19 protein-coding genes and 1 pseudogene are annotated in these 22,860 nt (G+C 70.1%); 7 read left to right on the top strand and 13 right to left on the bottom strand.

The features are described from left to right. Nucleotides 1–93 precede the first annotated feature (93 nt). Nucleotides 94–2,961 (bottom strand): annotated as a pseudogene (uvrA, locus tag ACTRO_RS32800) (excinuclease ABC subunit UvrA); the annotation flags it as partial. Between the two features lie 172 nt (nucleotides 2,962–3,133). Here uvrA and ACTRO_RS32795 point away from each other — a divergent pair. Both ACTRO_RS32795 and ACTRO_RS32790 read left to right on the top strand, forming a co-directional pair. After that, nucleotides 3,134–3,907: a maleylpyruvate isomerase family mycothiol-dependent enzyme gene (locus ACTRO_RS32795; RefSeq protein WP_084316688.1), complete on the top strand. Its 774-nt coding sequence runs from the start codon at nucleotides 3,134–3,136 to the stop codon at nucleotides 3,905–3,907. A gap of 61 nt (nucleotides 3,908–3,968) precedes the next feature. Further along, a complete protein-coding gene (locus ACTRO_RS32790; RefSeq protein ID WP_034269432.1) occupies nucleotides 3,969–4,622 on the top strand; it encodes an MBL fold metallo-hydrolase in 654 nt (217 codons plus the stop codon). 286 nt (nucleotides 4,623–4,908) lie between these two features. Here ACTRO_RS32790 and ACTRO_RS32785 read toward each other — a convergent pair whose 3' ends face one another. The 4 genes from ACTRO_RS32785 to ACTRO_RS32770 form a co-directional block, all read right to left on the bottom strand. After that, complete coding sequence (locus ACTRO_RS32785) at nucleotides 4,909–5,148, bottom strand: hypothetical protein (protein WP_034269429.1); 240 nt, start codon at nucleotides 5,146–5,148, stop codon at nucleotides 4,909–4,911. 97 nt (nucleotides 5,149–5,245) lie between these two features. Continuing rightward, nucleotides 5,246–5,818, bottom strand: a complete 573-nt coding sequence (locus tag ACTRO_RS32780) for a glyoxalase superfamily protein (RefSeq protein WP_034269425.1) — start codon at nucleotides 5,816–5,818, stop codon at nucleotides 5,246–5,248. Between the two features lie 169 nt (nucleotides 5,819–5,987). Next, nucleotides 5,988–6,776 carry an alpha/beta fold hydrolase gene (locus tag ACTRO_RS32775; RefSeq protein WP_034269422.1) on the bottom strand — a complete coding sequence of 263 codons (789 nt, stop codon included), beginning with the start codon at nucleotides 6,774–6,776 and terminating at the stop codon, nucleotides 5,988–5,990. Next, nucleotides 6,773–7,234, bottom strand: a complete 462-nt coding sequence (locus ACTRO_RS32770; protein ID WP_063628116.1) for a GNAT family N-acetyltransferase — start codon at nucleotides 7,232–7,234, stop codon at nucleotides 6,773–6,775. The genes ACTRO_RS32775 and ACTRO_RS32770 overlap by 4 nt, the downstream gene beginning before the upstream one ends. A gap of 44 nt (nucleotides 7,235–7,278) precedes the next feature. On the opposite strand from ACTRO_RS32770, the gene ACTRO_RS32765 reads away from it, so the two are divergent. Next, nucleotides 7,279–7,764, top strand: coding sequence for an 8-oxo-dGTP diphosphatase (locus ACTRO_RS32765; protein WP_051451738.1), 486 nt, complete (start codon nucleotides 7,279–7,281; stop codon nucleotides 7,762–7,764). Between the two features lie 17 nt (nucleotides 7,765–7,781). Here the strand turns inward: ACTRO_RS32765 and ACTRO_RS32760 are convergent, their stop codons facing one another. After that, the gene (locus ACTRO_RS32760) at nucleotides 7,782–8,513 is read right to left on the bottom strand and encodes a TetR/AcrR family transcriptional regulator (protein ID WP_211244483.1); all 732 of its coding nucleotides are present in this window, start codon (nucleotides 8,511–8,513) and stop codon (nucleotides 7,782–7,784) included. A gap of 50 nt (nucleotides 8,514–8,563) precedes the next feature. Here ACTRO_RS32760 and ACTRO_RS32755 point away from each other — a divergent pair, with 50 nt between their 5' ends. Together ACTRO_RS32755 and ACTRO_RS32750 are read left to right on the top strand one after the other, a co-directional pair. After that, the gene (locus ACTRO_RS32755) at nucleotides 8,564–9,538 is read left to right on the top strand and encodes a daunorubicin resistance protein DrrA family ABC transporter ATP-binding protein (protein WP_034277743.1); all 975 of its coding nucleotides are present in this window, start codon (nucleotides 8,564–8,566) and stop codon (nucleotides 9,536–9,538) included. Beyond that, nucleotides 9,535–10,350 (top strand): ABC transporter permease, encoded by an 816-nt coding sequence (locus ACTRO_RS32750; RefSeq protein WP_034269417.1) that lies wholly within the window; start codon nucleotides 9,535–9,537, stop codon nucleotides 10,348–10,350. Before ACTRO_RS32755 ends, ACTRO_RS32750 begins: the two co-directional genes overlap by 4 nt. 17 nt (nucleotides 10,351–10,367) lie before the next feature. On the opposite strand, the gene ACTRO_RS32745 is transcribed toward ACTRO_RS32750, so the two are convergent. Continuing rightward, nucleotides 10,368–11,033, bottom strand: a complete 666-nt coding sequence (locus ACTRO_RS32745; RefSeq protein WP_034269414.1) for a zinc ribbon domain-containing protein — start codon at nucleotides 11,031–11,033, stop codon at nucleotides 10,368–10,370. Between the two features lie 175 nt (nucleotides 11,034–11,208). On the opposite strand from ACTRO_RS32745, the gene ACTRO_RS32740 reads away from it, so the two are divergent. Both ACTRO_RS32740 and ACTRO_RS32735 read left to right on the top strand, forming a co-directional pair. Then, nucleotides 11,209–12,234 (top strand): daunorubicin resistance protein DrrA family ABC transporter ATP-binding protein, encoded by a 1,026-nt coding sequence (locus ACTRO_RS32740; protein ID WP_034277742.1) that lies wholly within the window; start codon nucleotides 11,209–11,211, stop codon nucleotides 12,232–12,234. Further along, nucleotides 12,231–13,004: an ABC transporter permease gene (locus tag ACTRO_RS32735; RefSeq protein ID WP_211244482.1), complete on the top strand. Its 774-nt coding sequence runs from the start codon at nucleotides 12,231–12,233 to the stop codon at nucleotides 13,002–13,004. The genes ACTRO_RS32740 and ACTRO_RS32735 overlap by 4 nt, the downstream gene beginning before the upstream one ends. 75 nt (nucleotides 13,005–13,079) lie before the next feature. Here the strand turns inward: ACTRO_RS32735 and ACTRO_RS32730 are convergent, their stop codons facing one another. The 6 genes from ACTRO_RS32730 to ACTRO_RS32705 all read right to left on the bottom strand — a co-directional run bounded on the left by ACTRO_RS32730 (nucleotide 13,080) and on the right by ACTRO_RS32705 (nucleotide 22,823). Continuing rightward, nucleotides 13,080–15,122 (bottom strand): glycoside hydrolase family 31 protein, encoded by a 2,043-nt coding sequence (locus ACTRO_RS32730; protein WP_051451737.1) that lies wholly within the window; start codon nucleotides 15,120–15,122, stop codon nucleotides 13,080–13,082. A gap of 129 nt (nucleotides 15,123–15,251) precedes the next feature. Beyond that, nucleotides 15,252–16,268, bottom strand: a complete 1,017-nt coding sequence (locus tag ACTRO_RS32725; protein WP_034269408.1) for a LacI family DNA-binding transcriptional regulator — start codon at nucleotides 16,266–16,268, stop codon at nucleotides 15,252–15,254. 314 nt (nucleotides 16,269–16,582) lie between these two features. Continuing rightward, nucleotides 16,583–18,502, bottom strand: a complete 1,920-nt coding sequence (locus tag ACTRO_RS32720) for a beta-galactosidase (RefSeq protein WP_034269406.1) — start codon at nucleotides 18,500–18,502, stop codon at nucleotides 16,583–16,585. A 10-nt stretch (nucleotides 18,503–18,512) separates the two neighbouring features. Next, a complete protein-coding gene (locus ACTRO_RS32715; protein WP_051451736.1) occupies nucleotides 18,513–20,798 on the bottom strand; it encodes a VPS10 domain-containing protein in 2,286 nt (761 codons plus the stop codon). A 16-nt stretch (nucleotides 20,799–20,814) separates the two neighbouring features. Then, entirely contained in the window at nucleotides 20,815–21,780 is a 966-nt protein-coding gene (locus ACTRO_RS32710; protein WP_034269403.1) for a carbohydrate ABC transporter permease, read from the bottom strand. Beyond that, nucleotides 21,777–22,823 (bottom strand): ABC transporter permease, encoded by a 1,047-nt coding sequence (locus ACTRO_RS32705; RefSeq protein ID WP_169739981.1) that lies wholly within the window; start codon nucleotides 22,821–22,823, stop codon nucleotides 21,777–21,779. The genes ACTRO_RS32710 and ACTRO_RS32705 overlap by 4 nt, the downstream gene beginning before the upstream one ends. Between the last annotated feature and the right edge of the window lie 37 nt (nucleotides 22,824–22,860).

Raw genomic sequence — 22,860 nt, 5'->3', positions numbered from 1 at the left:
CTGAATTTTTCAGCGCGAAAGCCCGCCGCGCGGTTCCGTCGGGGGAACCGGGCGGCGGGCCTTCACCGGGGGGCTCGGGCGCTCGGACCGTCAGCCGAGCAGCTCCTTGAGGAACTTGCCGGTGTAGGACTCCGGGTGCTGGGCGAGCTGCTCGGGCGTGCCCTCGGCCACCACCATGCCGCCGCCGCGGCCGCCCTCCGGACCCATGTCCACCAGCCAGTCCGCGGTCTTGATCACGTCGAGGTTGTGCTCGATCACGATCACCGAGTTGCCCGCGTCCACCAGCCGCCCGAGTACGCCGAGCAGCTTGCGGATGTCCTCGAAGTGCAGGCCGGTGGTCGGCTCGTCCAGGACGTAGACGGTGCGTCCGGTGGAGCGGCGCTGCAGCTCGGCGGCGAGCTTGACCCGCTGGGCCTCGCCGCCGGACAGGGTGGTCGCGCTCTGGCCGAGCCGGACGTAGCCGAGGCCGACGTCGTCGAGAGTGCGCAGGTGCCGGGCGATGGCGGGGATGGCCTCGAAGAACTCCACCGCCTCGGCCACCGGCATCTCCAGCACGTCCGCGATGGTCTTGCCCTTGTAGTGCACCTCGAGCGTCTGCTCGTTGTAGCGGCGGCCGTGGCAGACCTCGCAGGGCACGTACACGTCCGGCAGGAAGTTCATCTCGATCTTGATGGTGCCGTCGCCCTGGCAGTTCTCGCAGCGGCCGCCCTTGACGTTGAAGGAGAAGCGCCCGGGCAGGTAGCCGCGCACCTTCGCCTCGCTGGTCTCCGCGAACAGCCGGCGCACGTGGTCGAACACGCCGGTGTAGGTGGCCGGGTTGGACCGCGGGGTCCGGCCGATCGGGGACTGGTCGACGTGCACCACCTTGTCCAGGTGCTCCACCCCGTCCACCCGGGTGTGCCGGCCGGGCACCTTGCGCGCGCCGTTCAGCTCGCGTGCGAGGTGGGTGTAGAGGATGTCGTTGACCAGGGTGGACTTGCCGGAGCCGGAGACGCCGGTGACCGCGACGAAGCAGCCGAGCGGGAAGGTGACGTCCACGTCCCTGAGGTTGTGCTCGCGTGCGCCGTGCACGGTCAGCACCCGCTCCGGGTCGACCGGGCGGCGCTGGGTCGGCACCTCGATCCGCATCCGGCCGGACAGGTACGCGCCGGTGAGCGAGTCCTCGGACTCGAGCAGGTCGGAGACCGGCCCGGAGACCACCACGTGGCCGCCGTGCTCGCCCGCGCCCGGGCCGATGTCGACCACCCAGTCCGCGATCTTGATGGTGTCCTCGTCGTGCTCCACCACGATCAGGGTGTTGCCGAGGTTGCGCAGCCGCACCAGCGTCTCGATCAGCCGGTGGTTGTCCCGCTGGTGCAGGCCGATGGACGGCTCGTCGAGCACGTAGAGCACCCCGACCAGGCCGGAGCCGATCTGGGTGGCCAGCCGGATGCGCTGCGCCTCGCCGCCGGCCAGGGTGGCCGAGGCGCGGTCCAGCGAGAGGTAGTCCAGGCCCACGTCGACGAGGAACTGCAGCCGCTCGTTGACCTCCTTGAGCACCCGCGCGGCGATCTGCGCCTCGCGCTTGCCCAGCTTGAGCTCGCGCAGGAACCTCGCGCACTCCCCCACCGGGAGCGCGGCCACCTCGGCGATGGACTTGCCGCCCTCGGTGTACTCGCCCTCGGTGTGCCCGCCGAGGGTGGCGGCCAGCACCAGCGGCTTGAGCCGGGTGCCGTTGCACGCGGGGCAGGGCGCCTCGCGCATGTAGCCGGCGTGCCGCTCGCGGGAGCTGTCCGACTCGGCCTCGGCGTGCCGGCGCTCGATCCACGGGATGACGCCCTCGAAGCCGGTGGAGTAGCTGCGGGTGCGGCCGAAGCGGTTGGTGTAGCTGACCGTGACCTTGTGCTTGTGGCCGTGCAGCACCGCCTTGCGGGCCTTGGCCGGAAGCTTGTTGAACGGGGTGTCGAGGTCGAAGCCGAGCTCGCCGGCGAGGCCCTCGAGCAGGTGCCCGAAGTAGTCGCCGGCCTGGCCGGAGCCGGACCACGGCGCGATCGCGCCCTCGTTCAGGCTCAGCTCCGGGTCGGGGATGACGAGCTCCTCGTCCACCTCCATCCGGATGCCGAGGCCGGTGCACTCCGGGCAGGCGCCGAAGGGCGAGTTGAAGGAGAACGAGCGCGGCTCGAGCTCCTCGAAGGACAGGTCGTCGTACGGGCAGTACAGGTGCTCGGAGTACATCCGCTCGCGGTGCGGGTCGTCCTCCGGCAGGTCCACGAAGTCGAGCGTGATCATGCCGCCGGCCAGCCGCAGCGCGGTCTCGATCGAGTCGGTCAGCCGGCGCTTGGCCGAGGACTTGACCGCGAGCCGGTCCACCACGACCTCGACGGTGTGCTTCTCCTGCTTCTTGAGCGTGGGCGGCTCGGTGAGCTGGATGACCACACCGTCCACCCGGGCCCGGCTGTAGCCCTTGGACTGCAGCTCCTTGAACAGCTCCGCGTACTCGCCCTTGCGCTCGCGCACCACCGGCGCGAGCACCTGGAAGCGGGTGCCCTCGTCGAGTTCCAGCACCCGCTCGACGATCTGCTGCGGGCTCTGCCGGGAGATGATCCGGCTGCACTCGGGGCAGTGCGCCTTGCCCGCGCGGGCGTAGAGCAGCCGGAGGTAGTCGTAGACCTCGGTGATGGTGCCCACGGTCGAGCGCGGGTTCTTCGAGGTGGACTTCTGGTCGATCGAGACGGCCGGGGACAGGCCCTCGATGAAGTCCACGTCCGGCTTGTCCATCTGGCCGAGGAACTGCCGGGCGTAGGCCGAGAGGGACTCGACGTAGCGGCGCTGGCCCTCGGCGAAGATCGTGTCGAAGGCGAGCGAGGACTTGCCCGAACCGGACAGGCCGGTGAAGACGATCAGGGCGTCTCTCGGCAGGTCGAGGGAGACGTCTTTGAGGTTGTGCTCGCGCGCCCCCCGGACGATCAACTTGTCCGCCACTGCTCTGCTCCCTGGTTCGACATGGCCTGACCTGCGGTGTTCCCTGGTTCCCGGTTCTTCGGGGCCACCAGCGCACCACTCCCGACCCATCGTAGGCGGGCCCACCGACAGAAATGTCCCGTCCGGTCGAACCGCATGGCGTTCGGCCCGGCGGGTGCGCCAGAGTAGAGCCATGGCAACCGAAGCGAGCCCCGCCGCGCCGGCCGCGGCCGTGCCCGATCCGACCGAGACCGTGGCCCGGGTGGTCGAGGCGACCGCCCATCTGCTGGCCACCGCCGAGCAGTTCGACGACGCGGCCGTCCGCGAGCCCTCCCTGCTCCCCGGCTGGACCCGCGGCCACGTCCTGACCCATACCGCCCGCAACGCCGACGCCCAGGTCAGACTGCTGACCTGGGCCGCGACCGGCACCGTGACCCCGATGTACGCCTCCCGGGAGGCCCGAGACAGCGAGATAGAGGCAGGCGCCGACCGCTCCGCCGAGCAGCTGCTGGCGGATCTGCGCGAGGCGTGCGAGCGCTTCGCCACGCAGGCCGCGCGGATGGAGCCGGAGCACTGGACCACGTTGATCGAGAACCGCCGCGGCTTCCCGCAGCCGGCCGCCTGGATCCCGTGGTGGCGGCTGGAGGAGGTGCTGGTGCACCACGTGGACCTGGACGCGGCCTTCTCCCCGGCCCACTGGCCGCCGAGTTTCACCGATCCGGAACTCGCCATGGTCACGGCCCGGTTCAACGACCCGGCCCACACCGACGAATCGCCGGCGTTCCGCTTGCACGCCGAAGACTCCGACCTATTCTACGGCGTGCGCGCCGACCCCCAGGACGCCTCCGCCCCGCTCGTGCGCGGGCCGTCCGCCGCGCTGTTCGCCTGGCTGATCGGCCGCAGCAACGGCGACGGCCTGAACGTGGAGCCGCACGGCGCCCTGCCGAAGCCCCCCGGGTGGAAGTGACGAACGTGAGCATCGAAGACGGATACCTCGCCGACGCGAGGCGAGTGCGGAGGGGTGGAAGGTGAACTACCACGGGCACGTGACGGTCGGCGGCCCGCCGGATGTCAGAGAACTGCCGGCCCTGGTGATCACGAAGGTCGCCGTGGGCCCCTACGACAACAACGCGTACCTGCTGCGCTGCCGGGACACCGGCGAGCAACTGCTGATCGACGCGGCGAACGAGCCGGAGACGCTGATCCGCCTGGTCAACGGCTCGTTGGCCTCGGTGGTCACGACGCATCAGCACGGCGACCACTGGCAGGCGCTGCGGCAGGTGGTCGGCGCCACCGGCGCCCGCACCTTCGCCGGCCGCTACGACGCGGAGGGGATCGCGGTGCCGACGGACACCATCGTCGACGACGGCGACACCATCCGCGTCGGCCGAGTCGAGCTGACCGCGACGCATCTGGTCGGCCACACGCCGGGCTCGATCGCCCTGCTCTACGACGATCCGAAGGGTCACCCGCACCTGTTCACCGGCGACTGCCTGTTCCCGGGCGGGGTCGGCAACACCGACAAGGACCCGAAGCGGTTCGCCTCGCTGTACGGCGATGTGGTCGCGAAGGTCTTCGACCGGCTGCCGGACGAGACGTGGGTCTACCCGGGCCACGGCAAGGACACGACCCTCGGCGACGAGCGGCCGCAGCTGGCTGCGTGGAAGTCGCGCGGCTGGTAGGCCGACAAGACGGCGGCGGTAGTGGCCTGAGCCGCTGCCGCCGCCAGCTGTTGTCGGCGCGTCGCCGCGGAACGCTTTCGCAGGCCACGGACTTTCGGGTACACGAACGCGTTCTCGGCGCTGACGGACGCCGTGCGCCCGTTCACCACCCGCCGGAGTCTGCGTAAGCGCCTGACGGCGAGGCTCAACCCGTAATGCGGCCGGCCAGGGCCTGCCGAGAGCGGGGAAGCCGCAGGTCAAACACGTCAACCACGGGGTTGAGGTGCTTGACCTGCGGGAGTCGCGACTAGTAGATGGCCCAGCCGGCGAGTACGACGACGTGGCCGCAGGGAGCGAAGGCCACCCAGTCCCTGCCGTCTACGGTGCCGCGCTCGGCGAAGCGGCCCTTGGGTTGGGCGTCGCAGCCGGGGCATTCGACCTTGTCGTTGCCTTCGGCCTCCCAGAACGTCTCGAGGTCCACTGCGTCGACCTCGACGAAGGACGGCTCTGGGTCTTCCTGGAACGGGTCCCGCTCGCTGGCGGCCATGGCGTCCTCCTCGTCCGTGGTTTCTCCCAGCCTGCGCCATTCGGCACGCCGGGGCGCTGCTCGCGCCGCCCACTCGGGTGAGCGGGGCGGGGGCTCGCTAAACGCGAGGCGGCTGGGCAAAGCGCAGGACGTTGCCGTACGGGTCGATGACCTGCATCGTCGGGCCGCCGGGGGCGTCGGCGTGGACGCCGGGGCGCAGCCGGGTGTCGTCCTTGGCGAGCAGCTCGCGCTGGAGGGCGGTCACGTCGCGCACCGGGATCCATACGACACCGTTCGGACTGCCGTCGCCGTGGTGCTCGGACAGGTGCAGGACGGTCGCCGACCGGGAGACCTGGGCGTAGACCGGCAGGCCGGGCTCGAAACGGTGCTCCCAGTCGAGCGTGAAGCCGAGGTAGTCCAGGTAGAAGGGCAGGGCCAGGGCCATGTCCATCACCCGCAGGATCGGCACGCCCGGACGCATCTCCGCGTCCGCGTCCGAGTCGGCGCCCGCGTCGGCGGCGGCACCGGTCTTGGCCAGGGCGGCGGACAGGACGTTCCAGTCCTTGGCGGCGAGCTGATGGGCGATGAGTTCGAGCGCCAGGCTGTGCGGGATCTCGGTGCCGGCGGCGGCGAGGTCGTCGCGCAGCCGCTTCGCGAGCTTCTTGGCGAGGTCGGTGTTCGTAGATGTCATTGCGTCGGCTCCTACGCGGCCGGGTGCGCCGATGCTCGCGTTGTCAGCTCGTGCCGCGCTCGGTCAGCCTGCGCTTGACGGCTTGTCGTGCGCATTCACCGAGCCCTTCCGGGTGCGAGCGGCAGGTTGCGCCAACCTGTCGCCCAGACTACCAACAACACGCCTCGTGTTACGGCTGGCTCGTCAGAAAGCGAATGACCGCGGGGCCGGCGAGGGCGCGGAACTCCTCGAAGTACGCGTGCCGGGCTCCCTCGATCAGCTCGATTCCGGCACGCGGAATCCGGCCCGCGATCAGCTGGGCGTTCTCCGTCGGGTTGAAGCGGTCTTCGGTGCCGTGCACGACGAGTGTCTCGGCCTCGATCCGCGGCAGCAGGTCCCAGGCGTCGTGGCGGCTGCTGGCCACGAGGTGGCGGCCGCGGGCGAAGTCGGGCATCGCCGGGTCGCCGGTGGTCTGGTGCGGGCCGGGGTACACGGCGAGCCATTCCGGCGTGTACATCAGCTCATCCAGCACACGTGCGGCGGCAGCGCGGTCGGCCTGAGCCAGGGCCCGTCGCACGTCGTTGCCGCGCTCGATCGCCTGCGGTCCGCCGGGCGACGTGCAGCCGAGTACCAGGCGTCTTACTCGCCGCGGGTTCTTCGCGGCGAGTACTTGCGCGGTTCGGCCTCCCATGGACGTGCCGTAGACGTCCGCGCTTTCGATTCCGAGCGCGTCGAGGACGGCGAGGGCGTCCTGGGCGAACAGATCGATGCTGTACGGCACGTCGGGCTTGTCGCTCTCGCCGGTGCCGCGGTAATCAAAACTGACGGTCGTTCGATCAGCCTGGAAGTCTTCGCGGACTCCGTCCCACCAGTGGTGGTTGTTCGCCTGGCCGGCCAGCAGAAGCAGTGCCGGGCCCTCACCCTCGATCTGGTAGGCGATCCGTGTGCCGTCCGGTGCCGCCGCGAATCCGGTCTTCACGCGATCTTCTTCGTCATGAAGACGCTCAGCGGGTCGAGCACGTAGTCCGCGAAGGGATCGCAGTAGATGAATCCGCAGCGTTCGTAGAGGGCACGCGCCGGGGCGAAGTAGTCCTCGGTGCCGGTCTCGAGGCTCAGCTTGGCCAGGCCCATGGCCGCCGATTCCCGCTCGATGTGGGCCAGCATCGCGGCAGCGACTCCGCGCCGCTGGTAGCCCTCGGCCGTGCGCATGGACTTGATCTCCCCGTGCGTCTCGTCGAGGCGCTTGATCGCGGCGCATCCGGCGAGCCGGCCTTCGTCGCGCAGGGTCCAGAAGACGACGTCGGGATGGCGCAGCCCGTCGAGGTCGAGCGCGTGCATGCTCTCGGCCCGAGGCGTGACCCGCTCCATCTCCGCGCGGTGGAAGCGCAGGAGTTCGATAACCTCGGAGCCGGTCAGGTCATCCATCTCGATCTTCACCAGATCATGCTACCGAGGAGGCCGCGGGTGCCGGTGACGGCGACGTGAAATCGACCTGCGTATGCCTGATCACCAGGAGCGACGCGGGTGTGACCGAGCTGCTGCTGGGACTGAAGAAACGCGGCTTCGGCGAGGGGCGCGTGGTCGCTCCGGGCGGCCATCTGGAGCCGGGCGAGACTACCGGGCAGGCCTGCGTGCGTGAGATCGCCGAGGAGGTGGGGATCGTGGTCGAGCCGGCTGATCTGGCGCCGGCGGGCGGCGTGGCCTTCCGCTTTCCGACCAGGCCCGAGTGGGATCTGCACGTGGCGCTGTTCCGCACCCGGCTCTTCCAGGGCGAGCCGGCAGAGTCCGACGAGCTGGTCCCCGGGTGGTACCCGGTCGAGGATCTGCCGTGGGCCGACATGTGGCCGGATGCGCGCCACTGGCTGCCGCGCGTGCTGGCCGGCGAGACGATCCAGGCCGAGATCACGCTCGGAGCGGACGGTGAAACCGTGACAAAGGCGATGTTCCACGTGGAACATGATGCATAGTACGACATAGTTTTGCGCTAGTGGGCGGACGGTGCGGACGTCGCCTGACTCAGGATCAGATCGATGACCCGGCCGACCGAGCGCTCGAAGACCGCGTCCGCGTCCAGATCGGGCGCCTCGGAGCCGATGAAGGCGGCGGCCAGGTTCGGATAGTCGCCAGTGGCCACAGCCATGCCGAGGTACGCGGCGAGCTCGGCCTGCCACTGCGCGCTGCCGCCGACGTCCCGCTGGTTCGCCTCCCACTGCGCGAACTGGCACACGTAGCCGTTGAGCATCGCGAACAGCTCCATCTTCGTGCCGCCTGACAGCTTCGCCTCGGACATCACCGCGAGGAAGTATTCGGTGCAGCGCAGCGAGTTCGGTCCGATCGAGGGCCGGGTGAGCACGAGCCCGGGCACCCAGGGGTGCCGGCGCATCGCTGCCAGGCCTTGCCGGGCGAACTCGTGCAGATCCGCCCGCTGGTCGCCGGTCGGCGCCTCGGGCAGCCGCCACTCCCCCGCCACCGCGTCCAGCATCAGATCGAACAGGTGCTCCTTCTTCGGCACATAGGTATACAGCGACATCGTGCCGGCGCCGAGAGCCGCGGCGATCTTCCGCATGGACACGCCGGCCAGGCCCTCGGCGTCGGCCAGGGCGATCGCGGCCGCGGCGATGGCCGCTCGGCTGTGCGCGGGCGCCGGGCCGCGGGCCGCGCGTTCGGGCCGCAGCCAGATCAACTCGGGGCGCTCGTTCGTCATCTCGTTGCTCACCTCGACCGAGTCTAGACAACCCGTACACCGTACGTAGTATGCTTCGCGGCATGAAAACACCGTACGATGTACCAGGTAGTGATGCGCCAAGCCAGGCGATCGCGGTATCCGGCCTGCACAAGCACTTCGGCAAGACACACGCCCTGCGCGGATTTGAGCTGAGCGTCCCGGTCGGCACGGTCTGCGGCCTGCTCGGACCCAACGGCGCAGGCAAGACCACGGCCGTGCGCGTCCTGGCCACGCTCACCGCGCCCGAAGCCGGCGAGGTCAGGGTGGCCGGGTACGACGTGGTGCGCCAGCCCGACGAAGTGCGCCGACGCATCGGCTACACCGGGCAGCACGCCGCTTTGGACGAGGGCATCACCGGCCGGGAGAACCTGCGCCTGCTCGGCCGGCTGCACCACCTCGGCGCCCGCGAAGCGGCCCGACGCGCCGACGACCTGCTCGAGCGGTTCGATCTGGCCGAGGCGGCGGGCCGGCTGGTGCGGTCGTACTCGGGTGGCATGCGACGCCGGCTCGATCTCGTCGCCAGCCTGCTCACCCGGCCCTCGGTGCTCTTCCTGGACGAACCCACCACCGGGCTCGATCCCCGCAGCCGCAACGAGATCTGGTCCACCGTCAGACAGTTGGCCGCCGACGGCGCCACGGTCCTGCTCACCACGCAGTACCTCGACGAGGCGGACCAACTCGCCGGGGAGATCGCCGTCGTCGATCAGGGCGTGGTCATCGCGAACGGCACTCCCGCGCAGCTCAAGGAGATGATCGGCACCCGCATCGAAGTGGAACTCGCTGACGCGGCGCTGCTGGCGACGGCCGCGAAGGTGCTCACTGATCTGGCCGGCGCCGAACCGGAGATCGATGCCGCGGAGCGCCGACTGAACGTGCGGACGGCCGGCGGCGCCACCATCGGTCTGCCTCGCCTAGTTCGCGAACTCGACAGCGCAGGCGTGGAAGCGCTCGATGTCGCGCTGCGCAGACCGACCCTCGACGAAGTCTTCCTCACCATCACTGGGAGCGCGGCATGACCACCACGACCGTCACCACAGTCACCCGCCGTCCGCACACGGATGTCTGGGCTCTGACGCTCCGCGTGCTCTGGTACTACAAGAACTCCCCCGGTCTGATCTTCGTCTCACTCGCCGCGCCGCTGGCCATGCTGGTCGTGTTCGGGTACGTGTTCGGCAGTGCCATCGCGGCGCCGGGCGGAGAGAGCTACCGCAGCTATCTGATGCCGGGGCTGTACGTGCTGATCGCGGTCAACGCCGTCATGCCGAGCATGGTGGGCGCCGCGCGCGATCTCGAACGCGGAATGACCGACCGGCTGCGCACGATGCCGATATCGCGCGGCGCGACGCTGCTCGGGCAGGCGTTCGCGGACCTGTTCGTCAGCGCCGTCGTCCTGGCCGCCATGATCGGCGTCGGGCTGGCCGTCGGCTGGCGCGCGCACGACGGCGTCGGACGGGCGGCCGCGGCGTTCGGCATCCTGCTCCTGCTGCGCTTCTGCATGATCTGGCTGGGGTTCTTCCTCGGCCTGCTTTGCGGCCGGGAGGATATCGCCGCTCAGGCCGGCATCCTGGTGTTCCCGATCGGCATGGTCAGCAACGTGTTCGTGCCGACCGCGGGGATGCCGGGCTGGCTGCGCGCGATCGCCGAATGGAACCCGGTCAGCTGTGCGGCCGCCGTCTGCCGCACGCTCTTCGGGGACAACGCCGGCGCCGCGGCCACCTCACCGTGGACGCTCGTGCATCCGGTGGCCGCGACGCTCGGCTGGTGCGCGGTGCTGCTGCTCGTCTTCGTTCCGCTGGCGGTACGGACGTTCAGCCGGCACGGACGTTAGCCGCCGTCGGCCGGTTCTCAGCCGGCCGCTGGGGTCCCGCACTCCGGGCAGAACTTGGCGCCGGCCGGCACCGCTTGGCCGCAGCCACCGCAGGATGCGGGATCGGTGAGCTTGTGGCCGCATTCCGGGCAGAACTTGGCACCGTGCACTTCTGCCCGGCACTGCGGGCACACCAGCTGATGCTCCGTCACCACGTCCATGCCTTCCACGGATTGCGCCCCGGCTTCGGACGCGGCCTGGCGCGCCGCCGCGACCTGGCCCTCCGCGCGGGCCTGCTCGACCTCGGCCTGCAGGTCGGGCGCACAGTAGCGGCACATCCCGCGATCCGCGCTCCAGCAGTTGTCGCACACGTGCTGAGTGCAGTGCGCGCAGCGGTGGAAGTGGCTCTGCGCCTGGCCGATGGCGCGCTGGAACGCGGCGTCGCGGGCCCGGTGCCAGCCCGCGTCGGCGAGCCCGCCGACCGTGTTGGCCACGTCCCACCCGACGTTCGAGGCGGCGTTCGAGGCCATCCCGCTGGCCCGGCGCAGCCAGCCGGTGGCCCGGCCGAGACTGTAGTTCTCGAAGCCGGAACGCCAGGTGTCGCCGCAGCGCTGACAGTAGAACTCGAACTCGAAGCCCGCATCGTCGCCGCCCGACTGCGACAGATCCCGGCTGTTCTCGGTGAACCACAACTCGTTCGCCATGGTGCTGCCTCCCCCTGCGATCGCTGCGCGCGCCCACCGCACGCGGCTGGCTCTTGCGTACCGCCCGCGCGGGAAGGTCGCAAGACCCGCTGACACACCGCCGGTCTTGACAGCCCGGGATTGAGCTATATCGTGTTCGCTGAACGCGATATAGCGCGAATAGAAGGGGGTGGCCGTGCCATCGTCCACGGCTGTCGGGGAGCTCGCGATCGACGCGAGAGACCTGGTGAAAACGTATAAAGGCGACGTCCGCGCGGTGCGCGGGGTGAGCCTGCAGGTCCCGCGCGGCTCGGTCTTCGGCCTGCTCGGGCCGAACGGCGCGGGCAAGTCCACGCTGGTGAAGATGCTCACCACGCTCTCCGCGCCGACCTCCGGCGCGGCCAGCGTGGCCGGCTTCGACATCGTGCGCCAGCAGCGGCAGGTGCGCCGGTCCATCGGCTGCATAGCCCAGAACTCCGGCGTCGACGTCCAGGCCACCGGACGGGAGAACCTGCTGCTGCAGGGCCGGGTCTACGGCCTGCGCGGCGCCGAGCTCGAGCGGCGGGTGGACGACCTGCTCGGCCGTTTCGGCCTGGCCGAGGTCGGCGGACGGTTCGTGAAGACCTACTCCGGCGGCATGAAGCGCAAGCTCGACGTGGCGCTCGGCCTGGTGCACGCGCCGCAGGTGCTCTTCCTGGACGAGCCGACCACCGGCCTCGACCCGGAGGCGCGGTCCGAGATGTGGGAGCAGATCAGGGCACTGGCCTGGGATCAGGGCCTGACCATCCTGCTGACGACGCATTACCTGGAGGAGGCGGACGAGCTCGCCCGCTCCCTCGCCATCGTGGATCAGGGCCGGATCGTCATCGAGGGCAGCCCGGACGAGCTCAAGGCCGAGCTCGAGGGCGACGCGGTCTCACTCGAACTGGCTCAGGGCGCTGACCCGGACAAGGCCCTCGCCGTGGCCGGCGCGCCCGGGCGGCTCACCGACGTCGTCGTCGACGGCCTGCTCCTGCGCGGCCGCAGCGGGGACGGCGCCGGCGCGGTGCCCGCACTGCTGGCCGCGCTCGAGGCGGTGGAGATCACCGTCGCCTCCGTCACGGTCGCCCGGCCCTCGCTGGACGACGTCTACCTGCGCCACACCGGCCGTTCGTTCACCGCGGCCGAGGAAGCCGCCGCCCAGGCCGCGCGGTCCGGGGAGCAGAAGGGGGAGGCGCGGTGAACGCGCTCAGCGACACCTGGTACATGACCGGCCGCGCCTTCCGGGCGTTCCTGCGGCAGCCGATGTTCGTGGCCTTCACGCTGATCCAGCCGATGATCTGGCTTCTGCTGTTCGGCCAGCTGTTCAAGTCCATCACCCAGTTGCCCGACTTCGGCGCGCCCAACTACGAGACATACCTGGTGCCCTCGATCGTGGTCATGTCCGCATTCTTCGGCGCCGGCTGGGGCGGCATGGCGATCCTGGACGACCTGACCCGGGGCGTGCTCGACCGGTTCCTGATCTCGCCCGTCTCGCGCTCCTCGCTGATCGTGGGACGGCTGCTGGTGCAGGTGCTCGCGATCGTCATCCAGGCGGCGATAATCCTGCTGCTGGGGCTGGCAGTGGGCGCGAGCTATCACAACGTGGTGATGGGCGTGCTGGTGCTCATGGTGGCCTCGAACCTGCTGGCCACCGCGATCGGCGCGCTCTCCTACGGGCTCGCGCTGATGGTGCGCCGGGAAGAATCGATCATCGCGGCCTCGAACTTCGTCCTGATGCCGCTTCAGTTCACCTCCACCGGGTTCATGGCGCTCTCGCTCATCCCGCACTGGATGCAGGAGGTGACCAAGTACAACCCGGTGAACTGGACGCTGGTGGCCGGCCGCGGCGCGCTGGAGTCCAGCCCGAACTGGGGGCCGATCTTCGAGAACCTCGGCTATCTCGCCATCCTGATGGTGGCCTGCGGCTGGGTCTCGACCCGCGCGTTCCGCAGCTATCAGCGCTCGATGTAAGTACACACATACGCGCGGACGCGTGAACGCCGTCGCCAAGCCCACCTTGGCGACGGCGTTCGCCTATCAAAAGGACTAGGCCTCGGGAAGGATCGGAAGCTGCGCCCCGTCGCGCAGGAACAGCGGAATCCGCTCGAGCGGCGCCTGCACCGTCACGGTCTGGCCGCCGGTGTACTCCTCGCCGGTCCAGGCGTCCCGCCAGGAGGCGCCCTTGGGCAGGTAGACGTCCCAGGCGCGGGCGCCGGCCTCGAGCACCGGCGCCACCAGCAGGTCGCGGCCGAACAGGTAGGCGTCGTCCACAGTCCAGGACTTCGGGTCCTCCGGGAACTCCACCAGGTAGGGGCGGATCGGGGTCAGGCCGGTCTCGTGCGCCTCCTGCATCACCGAGAGCACGTACGGCTTGAGCCGCTCGCGCAGGGCGATGTAGTCGGACATGATCTTGCAGGCCTCCTCGCCGTACGACCAGATCTCGTTCGGGCCGCCGGTCACCTGGGGCGAGAACTCCATGGCCGGCTCGCGGAAGCCGTGCAGCCGGAAGATCGGGCTGAACGCGCCGAACTGGAACCAGCGCACGATGGTCTCGCGGTACTCCGGCGAGTCCGGGTCGCCGCCGTGGAAGCCGCCGATGTCGGTGTTCCACCACGGGATCCCGCTCAGCGCCGTGTTCAGGCCCGCCGCGATCTGCTTGCGGAAGGTGGCGAAGTCCGGGTAGATGTCGCCGGACCACAGGATCGCGCCGTAGCGCTGCGAACCGGCCCAGGCCGAACGGTTGAGCGTGACCACGTGCTCGCGGCCGGCCGAGCGCATGCCGTCGTAGAACATCCGCGAGTTCTCCCGCGGATAGAGGTTGCCGACCTCCAGCCCGGTGCCCGCGTGGTAGCGCAGGTTGGCCGGGTAGCCGGGCTTGAGCTCGGGCTCGCAGGCGTCGGCCCAGAAGATCTCGATGCCCTTGTCCAGGTAGCTCTCGCGCACCTTGGACCAGACGAAGTCGCGCGCCTTCGGGTTGGTGGCGTCGTAGAACGCGACCTGGACGGTGTGGTCCACGCCCTTGTCCGGCCAGTCGGCGTGGGCGACGGGGCCGAACTCGGTGCCGATCAGCAGGCCGAGGCGCTCCATGTCGAAGTGGTACTCCGAGAGCGGGCTGACGGAGGGCCAGACCGAGACCATCAGCTTCGTGCCGTAGCTCGCCAGCTCCTCGACCGCGGCGGCCGGGTCGGGCCACTCGGCCGGGTCGAAGCGCCACTCGCCGAGGTGGGTCCAGTGGAAGAAGTCCGCGACGATGACGTCGAGCGGGACGCCGCGGCGGTGGTACTCGCGGGCCACCTCGAGCAGCTCCTCCTGCGAGCGGTAGCGCAGCTTGCACTGCCAGAACCCGGCGGCCCACTCGGGCAGCACCGGGGTGTGGCCGGTGGCGGCGGCGTAGGAGCGCTGGATCGCGGCCGGCTCGCCGGCGGTGACCCAGTAGTCGATCTGGCGGGCGCTGTCGGCCACCCAGCGGGTGCCGTTGTGCGCGAGCTCCACCCGGCCGATCGCGGGCATGTTCCACAGGAAGCCGTAGCCGCGCGAGGAGACCAGGAACGGGATGGTGACCTCGGAGTTGCGCTGGACCAGGTCGATCACGGCGCCCTTCTGGTCGAACAGGCCGTGCTGGTGCTGGCCGAGGCCGTAGAGGCGCTCGTCCGGGTAGGCGGCGAAGCGCTGTTCGAGCCGGGCGTAGCCGTTGCCGTGCGCGGTGCGCAGGCGCGGGCCGGGCCACCAGAAGTGCGCGTCCTGCTCCGCCAGCAACTCGGCGCCGTCGGAAGTGCGGGTGAAGGTGATCCGGCCGGTGGGCGTCACGGTGGCGGTCAGCTCGCCGTTGACGATCGTGGCCGCGTGCGGGCCGAGCTCCACCCAGGCCCCGGCGCCGGGTTCCCCCGGCGGGTTCTCGAGCAGGGCGCCGGGCACGTCGTCCAGGATCGCCCCGCCGACCTTGGTCCGGACCCGGAGCGAGTCGGCGCCCCACGGTTCGATGCGCAGCGTCTCCTGGCGGCCGGTCCACTCCAGGACGGGCTCTCCGGGTCGGGCCGTGAACTCGCCCACCTCGTGGGCGAGCGAGGCCAGCGGGGATTCCTCGGACATGGCGGATGGGCCTTTCGTAGGCGGGGGCAGTGCGCGCCGCCGTGCGGGGCGGCGCCCGGTGGGCGCGGGGCGTGCTGCCGTACGTATCAGTGTTCTGGGGTTGAGCGCCGGTCGCGGGCCGGCCGCGGCTCAGGCCGCGGGACCGGCGGCGCTCGATTCGCGCGCGGTCAGCGCCGGGGGGATCAAGGTGATCGGTTCCTGCTGGCCGCCGGCCGAGTCGAGCTGGGCCATGGCGAGCCGGACGGCGCGCCGGCCCATCTCCTCGGCCGGGATGGAAACGCTGGTCAGCCGGGGCGAGGCCTGCAGCGCGACCTGGTCCGGGCAGATCGCCACCACGCTGGTGTCCTCGGGCACGGCCCGGCCGGACAGGCGCAGCAGGCTCAGCAGCGGGGCGATGGCCGCCTCGTTCTGCACCACGAACCCGGTGGTGTGCGGGCGCTCCTCCATGATCCGGGAGAGCACGCCCGCGGTGGACTCGTAGGTGCCCTCGCAGGAGCGGTGCACGGTGCGCACGCCGCGCTCGGCGGCGGCCCGCTGGAAGCCGGCCAGCGTGCGGGCGGCGAAGCCGGTCTTGCGCTGGTAGACCCCCTCGCCCTCGCCGATCAGGGCGATGTCGCGGTGGCCGAGCGCGGCGAGGTGCTCGACGCAGGTGGCGCCGGTGGCCTCGAAGTCGAGGTCGACGCAGGCGAGCCCGGCCGAGTCGGCGGGCAGCCCGATCAGCACGGCCGGGGTCTCGGTCTCGCGCAGCACCGGGATCCGGTCGTCCTCGAGCTCGATGTCCATCAGGATCATCGCGTCGGCCAGGCCGCTGCCGGCGATCCGGCGCACCCCCTGGGTGCCCTCGTCCTTGGTGAGCAGGAGCACGTCCTGCCCGAACTCGCGCGCCTCGGTGGTCACCGCCATGGCGATCTCCATGATCACCGGCACGTACATGTCGCTGCGCAGCGGGATCATCAGGGCGAGGATGTTGGAGCGGTTCGACGCCAGCGCGCGGGCCCCGGCGTGCGGGTGGTATCCGAGCGCCTCGATCGCCGCCTCCACCTTCCGGCGGGTGTCGTCCGAGATCGAGCGCTTGCGCGACAGGACGTAGGACACCGTGGAGGGCGAGACGCCCGCTTGGCGGGCGACTTCGGCCAGGGTCACCATAGTGGAGCCTCTTCGGGTGGTCGGAGCGGGGCGGGCACGGCGGGGGCGCTGTGCCCGGAAGCGGTGGTGAAGCGCTTCGACATTGTCTCCGGCCGGTTTCCCGGCCGCCCGCCAAGCCTTGCCCCTGAAGGGTAGACCGCGCACGTGGAGACTGTCTAGGGGATCTGTCGAAGCGCTTCGATAGTTTCGTCCTCGACCGCCGCCGCGGCGTCTGAGTTCCCCCGAGGCTACCCCCAGTGGACCTCTGCCACGCGGCATACGGCGATGGATACGGCCTCCCGGTCCCGATGCGGCGGGACCGGGAGGCCGTGGCTTCAGGCGGCGCGGATCTCGACCTCGCGGGTGCGATGGTCGAGAACGAAGACGCGGTCGCCCCTGCGGACCGCCTCCACGCCTTCCGGCAGGTTCTCCAGCACCGGCCCGACGCCCGCGTCGGCGGCGGCACGGCGCAGCACCCGGCCGAGGGCCGAGGCCTCCGGCAGGGTGGCGAGGTACCAGGCCGAGCCGGCGCCGTGGCCGTTGACCGTGACCGCCGGGTGGCCGGCCAGCGGGCCGTCCTCGATCCGCGCGAGCACGCGGGCCGTGGTGGCCGCCTGGTCGAACCACTCGGCCCAGGTGGCGGCCGTGAAGTCGCCCAGCTCGGCCGAGCCCACCCGCAGGCCGACCCCGTCCGGGATCGGCCAGTACTCCTCGATCCGGATCCCGAGCAGCTCCCGCAGGGACGCGGGATAGCCGCCGAGGCGGACACGCTCGTCCGGGTCCGTCACTCCGCTGAACGGCCCGACGACGAGCGTGCCGCCGGCTTCGACGTGCCGCTCCAGGTTCCGGCCGGCCTCGTCCGAGATCTGATACAGATTCGGCGCGAGCACCAGCCGGTACCCGGACAGCTCCGCGTGCGGATGCACGAAATCGCAGGTGATGTTCGCGCGCCACAGCGCGGTGTAGTACTCGTAGATCCGGTCCACGTAGCGGAAACCGCTGTGCGGCTGGTGGTCGAGCTCCACCGCCCGCCAGGCGTCCCAGTCGACCACGATCGCGACCTGCGCCGCGACCTCGGTGCCGATCAGGTCGCCGAGGCCGGCGAGGTCCTTGCCCAGCTCGCACACCTCGCGGAACACGCGCGAATCAGGGCCCGCATGCGGCACCATCGCGCTGTGCGAGCGCTCCGCGCCCTGCTTCGAGGCGCGCCACTGGAACTGCAGCAGCCCGTCCGCGCCGCGGGCGAGGGCCTGGAGCGACCACAGCCGGAACAGGCCCGGCGGCTTGGGCGTGGCCACCTCCCGCCAGCCCACGGCGCCGGTCGACTGCTCCATCATGATCCAGCCGCCGGCGCGGGTCGACCGGCCCAGCGACCGGGTCAGGTCCTGGGCGAACGCGCTCGCGCACGCGCCGAGCGGGTCGTTCGGGTCCGGATACGAGTCGACCGAGGCGAAGTCCTCCTCGGGCGCCCACTGCCAGGAGTCGGTGCCCTTGTAGAACCCCATGAAGTTCGTGGTGACCGGGACCGCCGGGTTGCGGGCCGAGACGATGTCGCGCTCCGTCTTGAAGCCCTCGAGCAGCAGATCCGAGGCGAAGCGCTGATAGTCCTGGTCCTGCACCGGATTGATGACGTACTGGACCTTGCGCGGCGGGATCACCTCGGCCCACTCGCTGTAGTGCTGCGACCAGAACCGGGTGCCCCAGGCCTCGTTGAGCCCGTCGAGGTCGGTGTACTTCCGCTTGAGCCAGCCGCGGAAGGTCTCCGCGCAGCCGTCGCAGTAGCACACCGTCCCGAACTCGTTGCCGATGTGCCACATCCGCAGCGCCGGGTGGTGCGCGTACCGGTCCGCCAGCGCCGCGCAGACGGCGTCCGCGTGGTGCCGGTAGACCGCCGAGGACGGGCAGTAAGCGTTGCGCGACCCGTAAGTACGCACGCTGCGATCCGGGTCCTGCGGCGAGGTCTCCGGCCACCGGTGGTGCAGCCACGGCGGAGCGCTCGCGGTCGGAGTGGCCAGCGCGACGCCGATCCCGCCGGAGTGCAGGAGGTCGAGGACCTCGTCGAGCCAGCCGAAGTCGTACTCCCCCGGCCTGGGCTCGAGCAGGGCCCAGGAGAAGACGCCGACCGTGGCCAGGTTCACCCCGGCCTCGTGCATCAGCCTGACGTCGTCCTCCCAGACCTCGCGCGGCCACTGCTCGGGGTTGTAGTCGCCCCCGAACAGAAGCCGGCCGCGCGTGGCGTCGTGCAGAGAAGCCATCGAACTCTTCCTACTGATCCTGGTCCTGGCCCTGCTGGTCCTGGCCCTGCTGGTTCCCGCCCTGCCGGGACACGTCGATCGTCTCGACGCCCCGGCCGTTGGTGCCGACGTAGACCCGGCCGTAGTGGTTCGGGTCGCCGACGATGTCGGGGATCCAGCCGAAGTTCTGCTGGTCGCTGTTGATCTTCGTCCAGTGCCTGCCCAGATCCGTGGACATGTAGAACCCGGTCACCGAGTCGACGGTGCCCACCATGTACAGGGTCCGGTTGTGCGAGCCCGGAGCGGCCGCGCCCTCGCCCACCGCGTCGGCCGCCGAGACGTGCGCGGCGTCCACCTGGGTCCAGGTGCTTCCGCCGTCGGCCGAGTGCATCAGACCGCCGGTCTGCGCGGCGAAGTAGAGCTCGCCGGCGTGGCCGGGGATCGTCTGCAGCTGGTCGTTGCTCGCCGCGGTCAGGCCGGTGGCGGCCGAGGCGAAGGTCTTGCCGCCGTCGGTGGAGCGGTAGAGCACGCCGGTGCCCGAGTCGACGGCGTAGTACGTGTTCTTGTTCACCGGGTCGGCCACCGGGGCCACGCCGGTGGGCAGGCCGGTCACGGCCGTCCAGGTCTGGCCGCGGTCGGTGGAGTAGACCGGGCTGGTGCCGTCGGCCGGGTTCCACACGATGCCCGAGCCGTCCGCGGCGACCGCCACCTGGCCCTGTCCCCAGCTCATCGAGCCCGGGGCGGTGAACTGGGTCCAGGTCTTGCCGCCGTCGGTGGAGTACTGGCCGGCCGGCAGGCTCGAGCCGTTCTCGCCGACGAACGCGATCAGATCGCCCTTGGCGTCCTGCGCGATGCCGGAGCCGGTGCTGTAGGTCGCATCGAAGGTGTCGGTCGGCGACCGGGTGAGCGAGGTGTGGCAGAACCCGCCGAGGTCGCCCAGGGCGCTGATCAGCTTGCAGTCGCTCGGTCCGTTCGGCACCAGCAGCGACTTGACCGAGGTCTCCTCGATGCCCTTGGCCGCGGCGGTGGAGAAGTCCACCGTGCCGCCGGAGTCCAGCGCGCCCATGTTCGTGGTGCCGTAGAGCGTGGCGCCGGTGCCGTAGACGACGTGGTTCGGGTTGAACGGGTCGACCGCGACGGCGCCGATCCACCAGCCGAACTTCGGCTGCGCGCCCCAGGCCAGGTACGGCTCGGAGGCGATGTCCAGCGACGTCGAAGCGGAGACGTCGGTCCAGGTGGTGCCGCCGTCGGTGGACCGGTAGATCGTGTCGATCGGGCTCCACCGGTCGTTGGTGGCGACGTAGACCGTGTTCGGGTTGCTCGGGTCGAGCGCCAGCCCGTCGTAGCCCCACCAGGCGGAGGACGACTCCGGGGTGACGTCCGCGCCGGCGCCGACCGCGCCGTTGCCGGAGCGCGAGGAGGTGCCCGCGGCGAACTTGTAGAGCTTGCCGGTGCCCATCCAGTACGGGCCGGTGAACTGGTCGTAGACCACGTACAGCGAGCCGTTCCCGGCGAACTGCGCCTTGATCGGGATGGTGCCGGGTCCGCCGGCCACCGTGGTCCAGGTCTTGCCGCCGTCAGTGCTCTCATACAGCGTCGAGGTGTCCCCGTCGCCGGCCACGATGTGCCGGGTCGGGGTGCCGCGGTGCTTCTCGGTCTGGTCGAAGGTGACGAACTGCAGGCCGGAGGTGGAGTTGGAGCCCAGGTCCGGGAAGTCCTTGTCCTGCGCCCAGGTGCGGCCGCCGTCGGTGGACTTCCACAGGCCCTGGTTGCGGGTGGCGAAGTAGAGCACGTTGTCGTCGTTCGGGTCCACGACCAGCCGCTCGCCGGAGTCGCGGCCCTGGTCGTTCGCGCCGTTCTCGAACGGCAGGCTGAACGAGGTCCAGGTGCGGCCGTAGTCGCTCGAGCGCAGGATGGCCGAGGGCTGGCCGTTGTTCCAGCTGTCCGCGTACGAGCCGACGGCGGCCCACACCACGTTGGGGTGGATCGGGCTGGTGGCCACGGATTCGACGCCGAGCTCGTTCCAGTTCGCGAAGCTCGTGGAGTCCAGCAGCGGGATCCAGGTGCGCGCCGAGGCGTTCCAGCGGTAGAGGCCGCCGATGTCAGTGCGCAGGTAGGCCAGGCCTGGCTGGGTCTGGTTGTAGACGACGCCGGTGATGAAGCCGCCGGCGCCGATGTTCACGTTGTTCCACACATAACCGCTGCCGTTGCCCGCGGATCCGCTCGCGGCCGAGGCGGCCGGGGCGGCGATCAGCGGCGCGGCCAGGAGCCCGGCCGCGGTGCAGGCAAGAATCGCCCTCTTCTTTGAGGTGCGCATGGGTGGGGTAGTCCTCTCAACCCTTGATGGCGCCGGTGAGCATGCCCTTGGCGAAGTGCTTCTGCACGAACGGCGTCAGGATGACGATGGGAATGAGCGAAAGCGAGACGGTGGCCATCGACAGGCCGGTCTGGGACGCCTGGGCGAGTCCGCCGACACCGGTGGTGCCCATGCCGGGCATGCTGGTGCCCTCGAGCGTGTAGTCGAAGATGACCACGGCCAGCGGGTTGTTGGAGGCGTTCTGCGATTCGTAGAGGATCGCGTTGAAGAAGGTGCCCCAGTAGGCCACCGCGTAGAACATGGTGACGACTGCGATCACGGCGCGCGAGGTCGGCATCACGACCGACCACAGCACCCGCCACTCGCTGGCGCCGTCCAGCCGCGCGGCCTCGATCAGCTCGGCCGCGGTGTTGGTGAAGAAGGCCCGCAGGACCAGGATGTTGAAGACGTTCACCGCGGAGGGCAGGATCAGCGCCCAGAGGCTGCCGAAGAGCTTCAGGTCGCTCACGACCAGGAAGGTCGGAATGATGCCGCCGTTGAAGAACATCGTCACGATCAGCGTCATCAGCACCGGCCGCTGGGCGAACGAGTGCGCCCGGGAGAGCCCGTACGCGCACAGCACACTGACGAACATCGAGAGCGCCGTGCCGACGATGGTGATGAACGCGGTGACGAACAGCGAGCGGCTGACCGTGCCGCCGCTGAAGATCAGCTGGTAGTTCTGCAGGCTCAGGCCGTGCGGGATGAGCACCAGGCCGTTGCCGGCCGAGTTGATCGCGCCCTTGGTGGAGAAGCTGGTGAGCACCACGCCCCAGACCGGGACGAGGATGACCAGCAGGACCGCGGTGATGACCGTGCCCTTGCCGAACTGGCCGTACCAGTGCGGCTGTTCCTCCCAGACCGGGCGGCCCTTGGCCGGCTTGCGGAACCCGCGGGCGGAGGCGGGGCGGAAACGTCCGCCGGATTCGGTGACAGTGCTCATCGGCGGTACAACCCATCCTCACCGAACATGTGCGCCAGTTTGTTCGCACCCAGAATCAAGATCAGGGACAGCACGGCCTTGAATAATCCGACCGCGGCGCCATAGCTGTAACTGCCGCCGACCGAGGTCGTTCCGCCGAATCCGGCGCCTAGGCCGGAATAGATATAGGAGTAGGTGTCGAGCACGTCGGCGGCGCTCGCACCGACCGCCTGTCGCTGAATCAGCATCTGCTCGAAGCCGACGCTCAGCGCGTTGCCGAGGCGCAGCACCAGCATCAGCACCACGATGCCGCGCAGACTCGGCAGGGTGATGTGCCGCATCCGGCGCCATCGGCCCGCGCCGTCCACCGCTGCCGCCTCGTAGAGGTTCTGGTCGATGGCGGCGAGCGCGGCGAGGAAGACGATCAGTCCCCATCCCGCCTCTTTCCACACGGCTTGCGCGGTGACCAGGTATTTGAATGTGCCCGGGTCCGTCATGATGTTCCAGGACGAGATCCCGTGCCGATTCAGGAACACGTTGAGCACGCCCGCGCCGCCGAGGAACTCCTGGAAGAACGTGATCACCAGCACGTAGGTGAAGAAGTGCGGCAGGAAGACCACGGCCTGGATGAAGGCCCGGATGCGCTGGCTCAGGATCGTGTTGACCAGGAGCGCGAGCATGATCGGGATCGGGAAGTAGAGCACCAGCTGGACGAATGCGATGACCAGGGTGTTCTCGAAGGCCTGCCAGAAGCCGGGGTCGGTCAACACCTGCTGGAACTGCTGCAGCCCGACGAACTGGCTGTGGATCAGCCCCTGGTAGATGTCGTAGTTCTCGAACGCGATGACGATCCCGGCCATCGGCAGGTAGTTGAACAGCACGATCAGGATCAGCGCCGGAACGCACATCAGCAGCAGGGTCTTGTCCCGCCGCAGCCGGGTGCGCCAGGTGATGTTCCGCAGTCGCGGTCCCTTGTCCTTGCCACGGCCGACGCCTAAGCGCCGCCGCTTCGTGGAGGCCTCCGCCTCCTGGGTCGTGATCGCCGCCACGGGCCCTACTCCCATCTCACGCTCATCGCTCACGCCGCGGCCACGCCCGGCC

Source organism: Actinospica robiniae DSM 44927 (genome assembly GCF_000504285.1).
GTDB classification, from domain to species: Bacteria; Actinomycetota; Actinomycetes; order Streptomycetales; family Catenulisporaceae; genus Actinospica; species Actinospica robiniae.
This window is presented reverse-complemented; position numbering and strand designations above follow the sequence as displayed.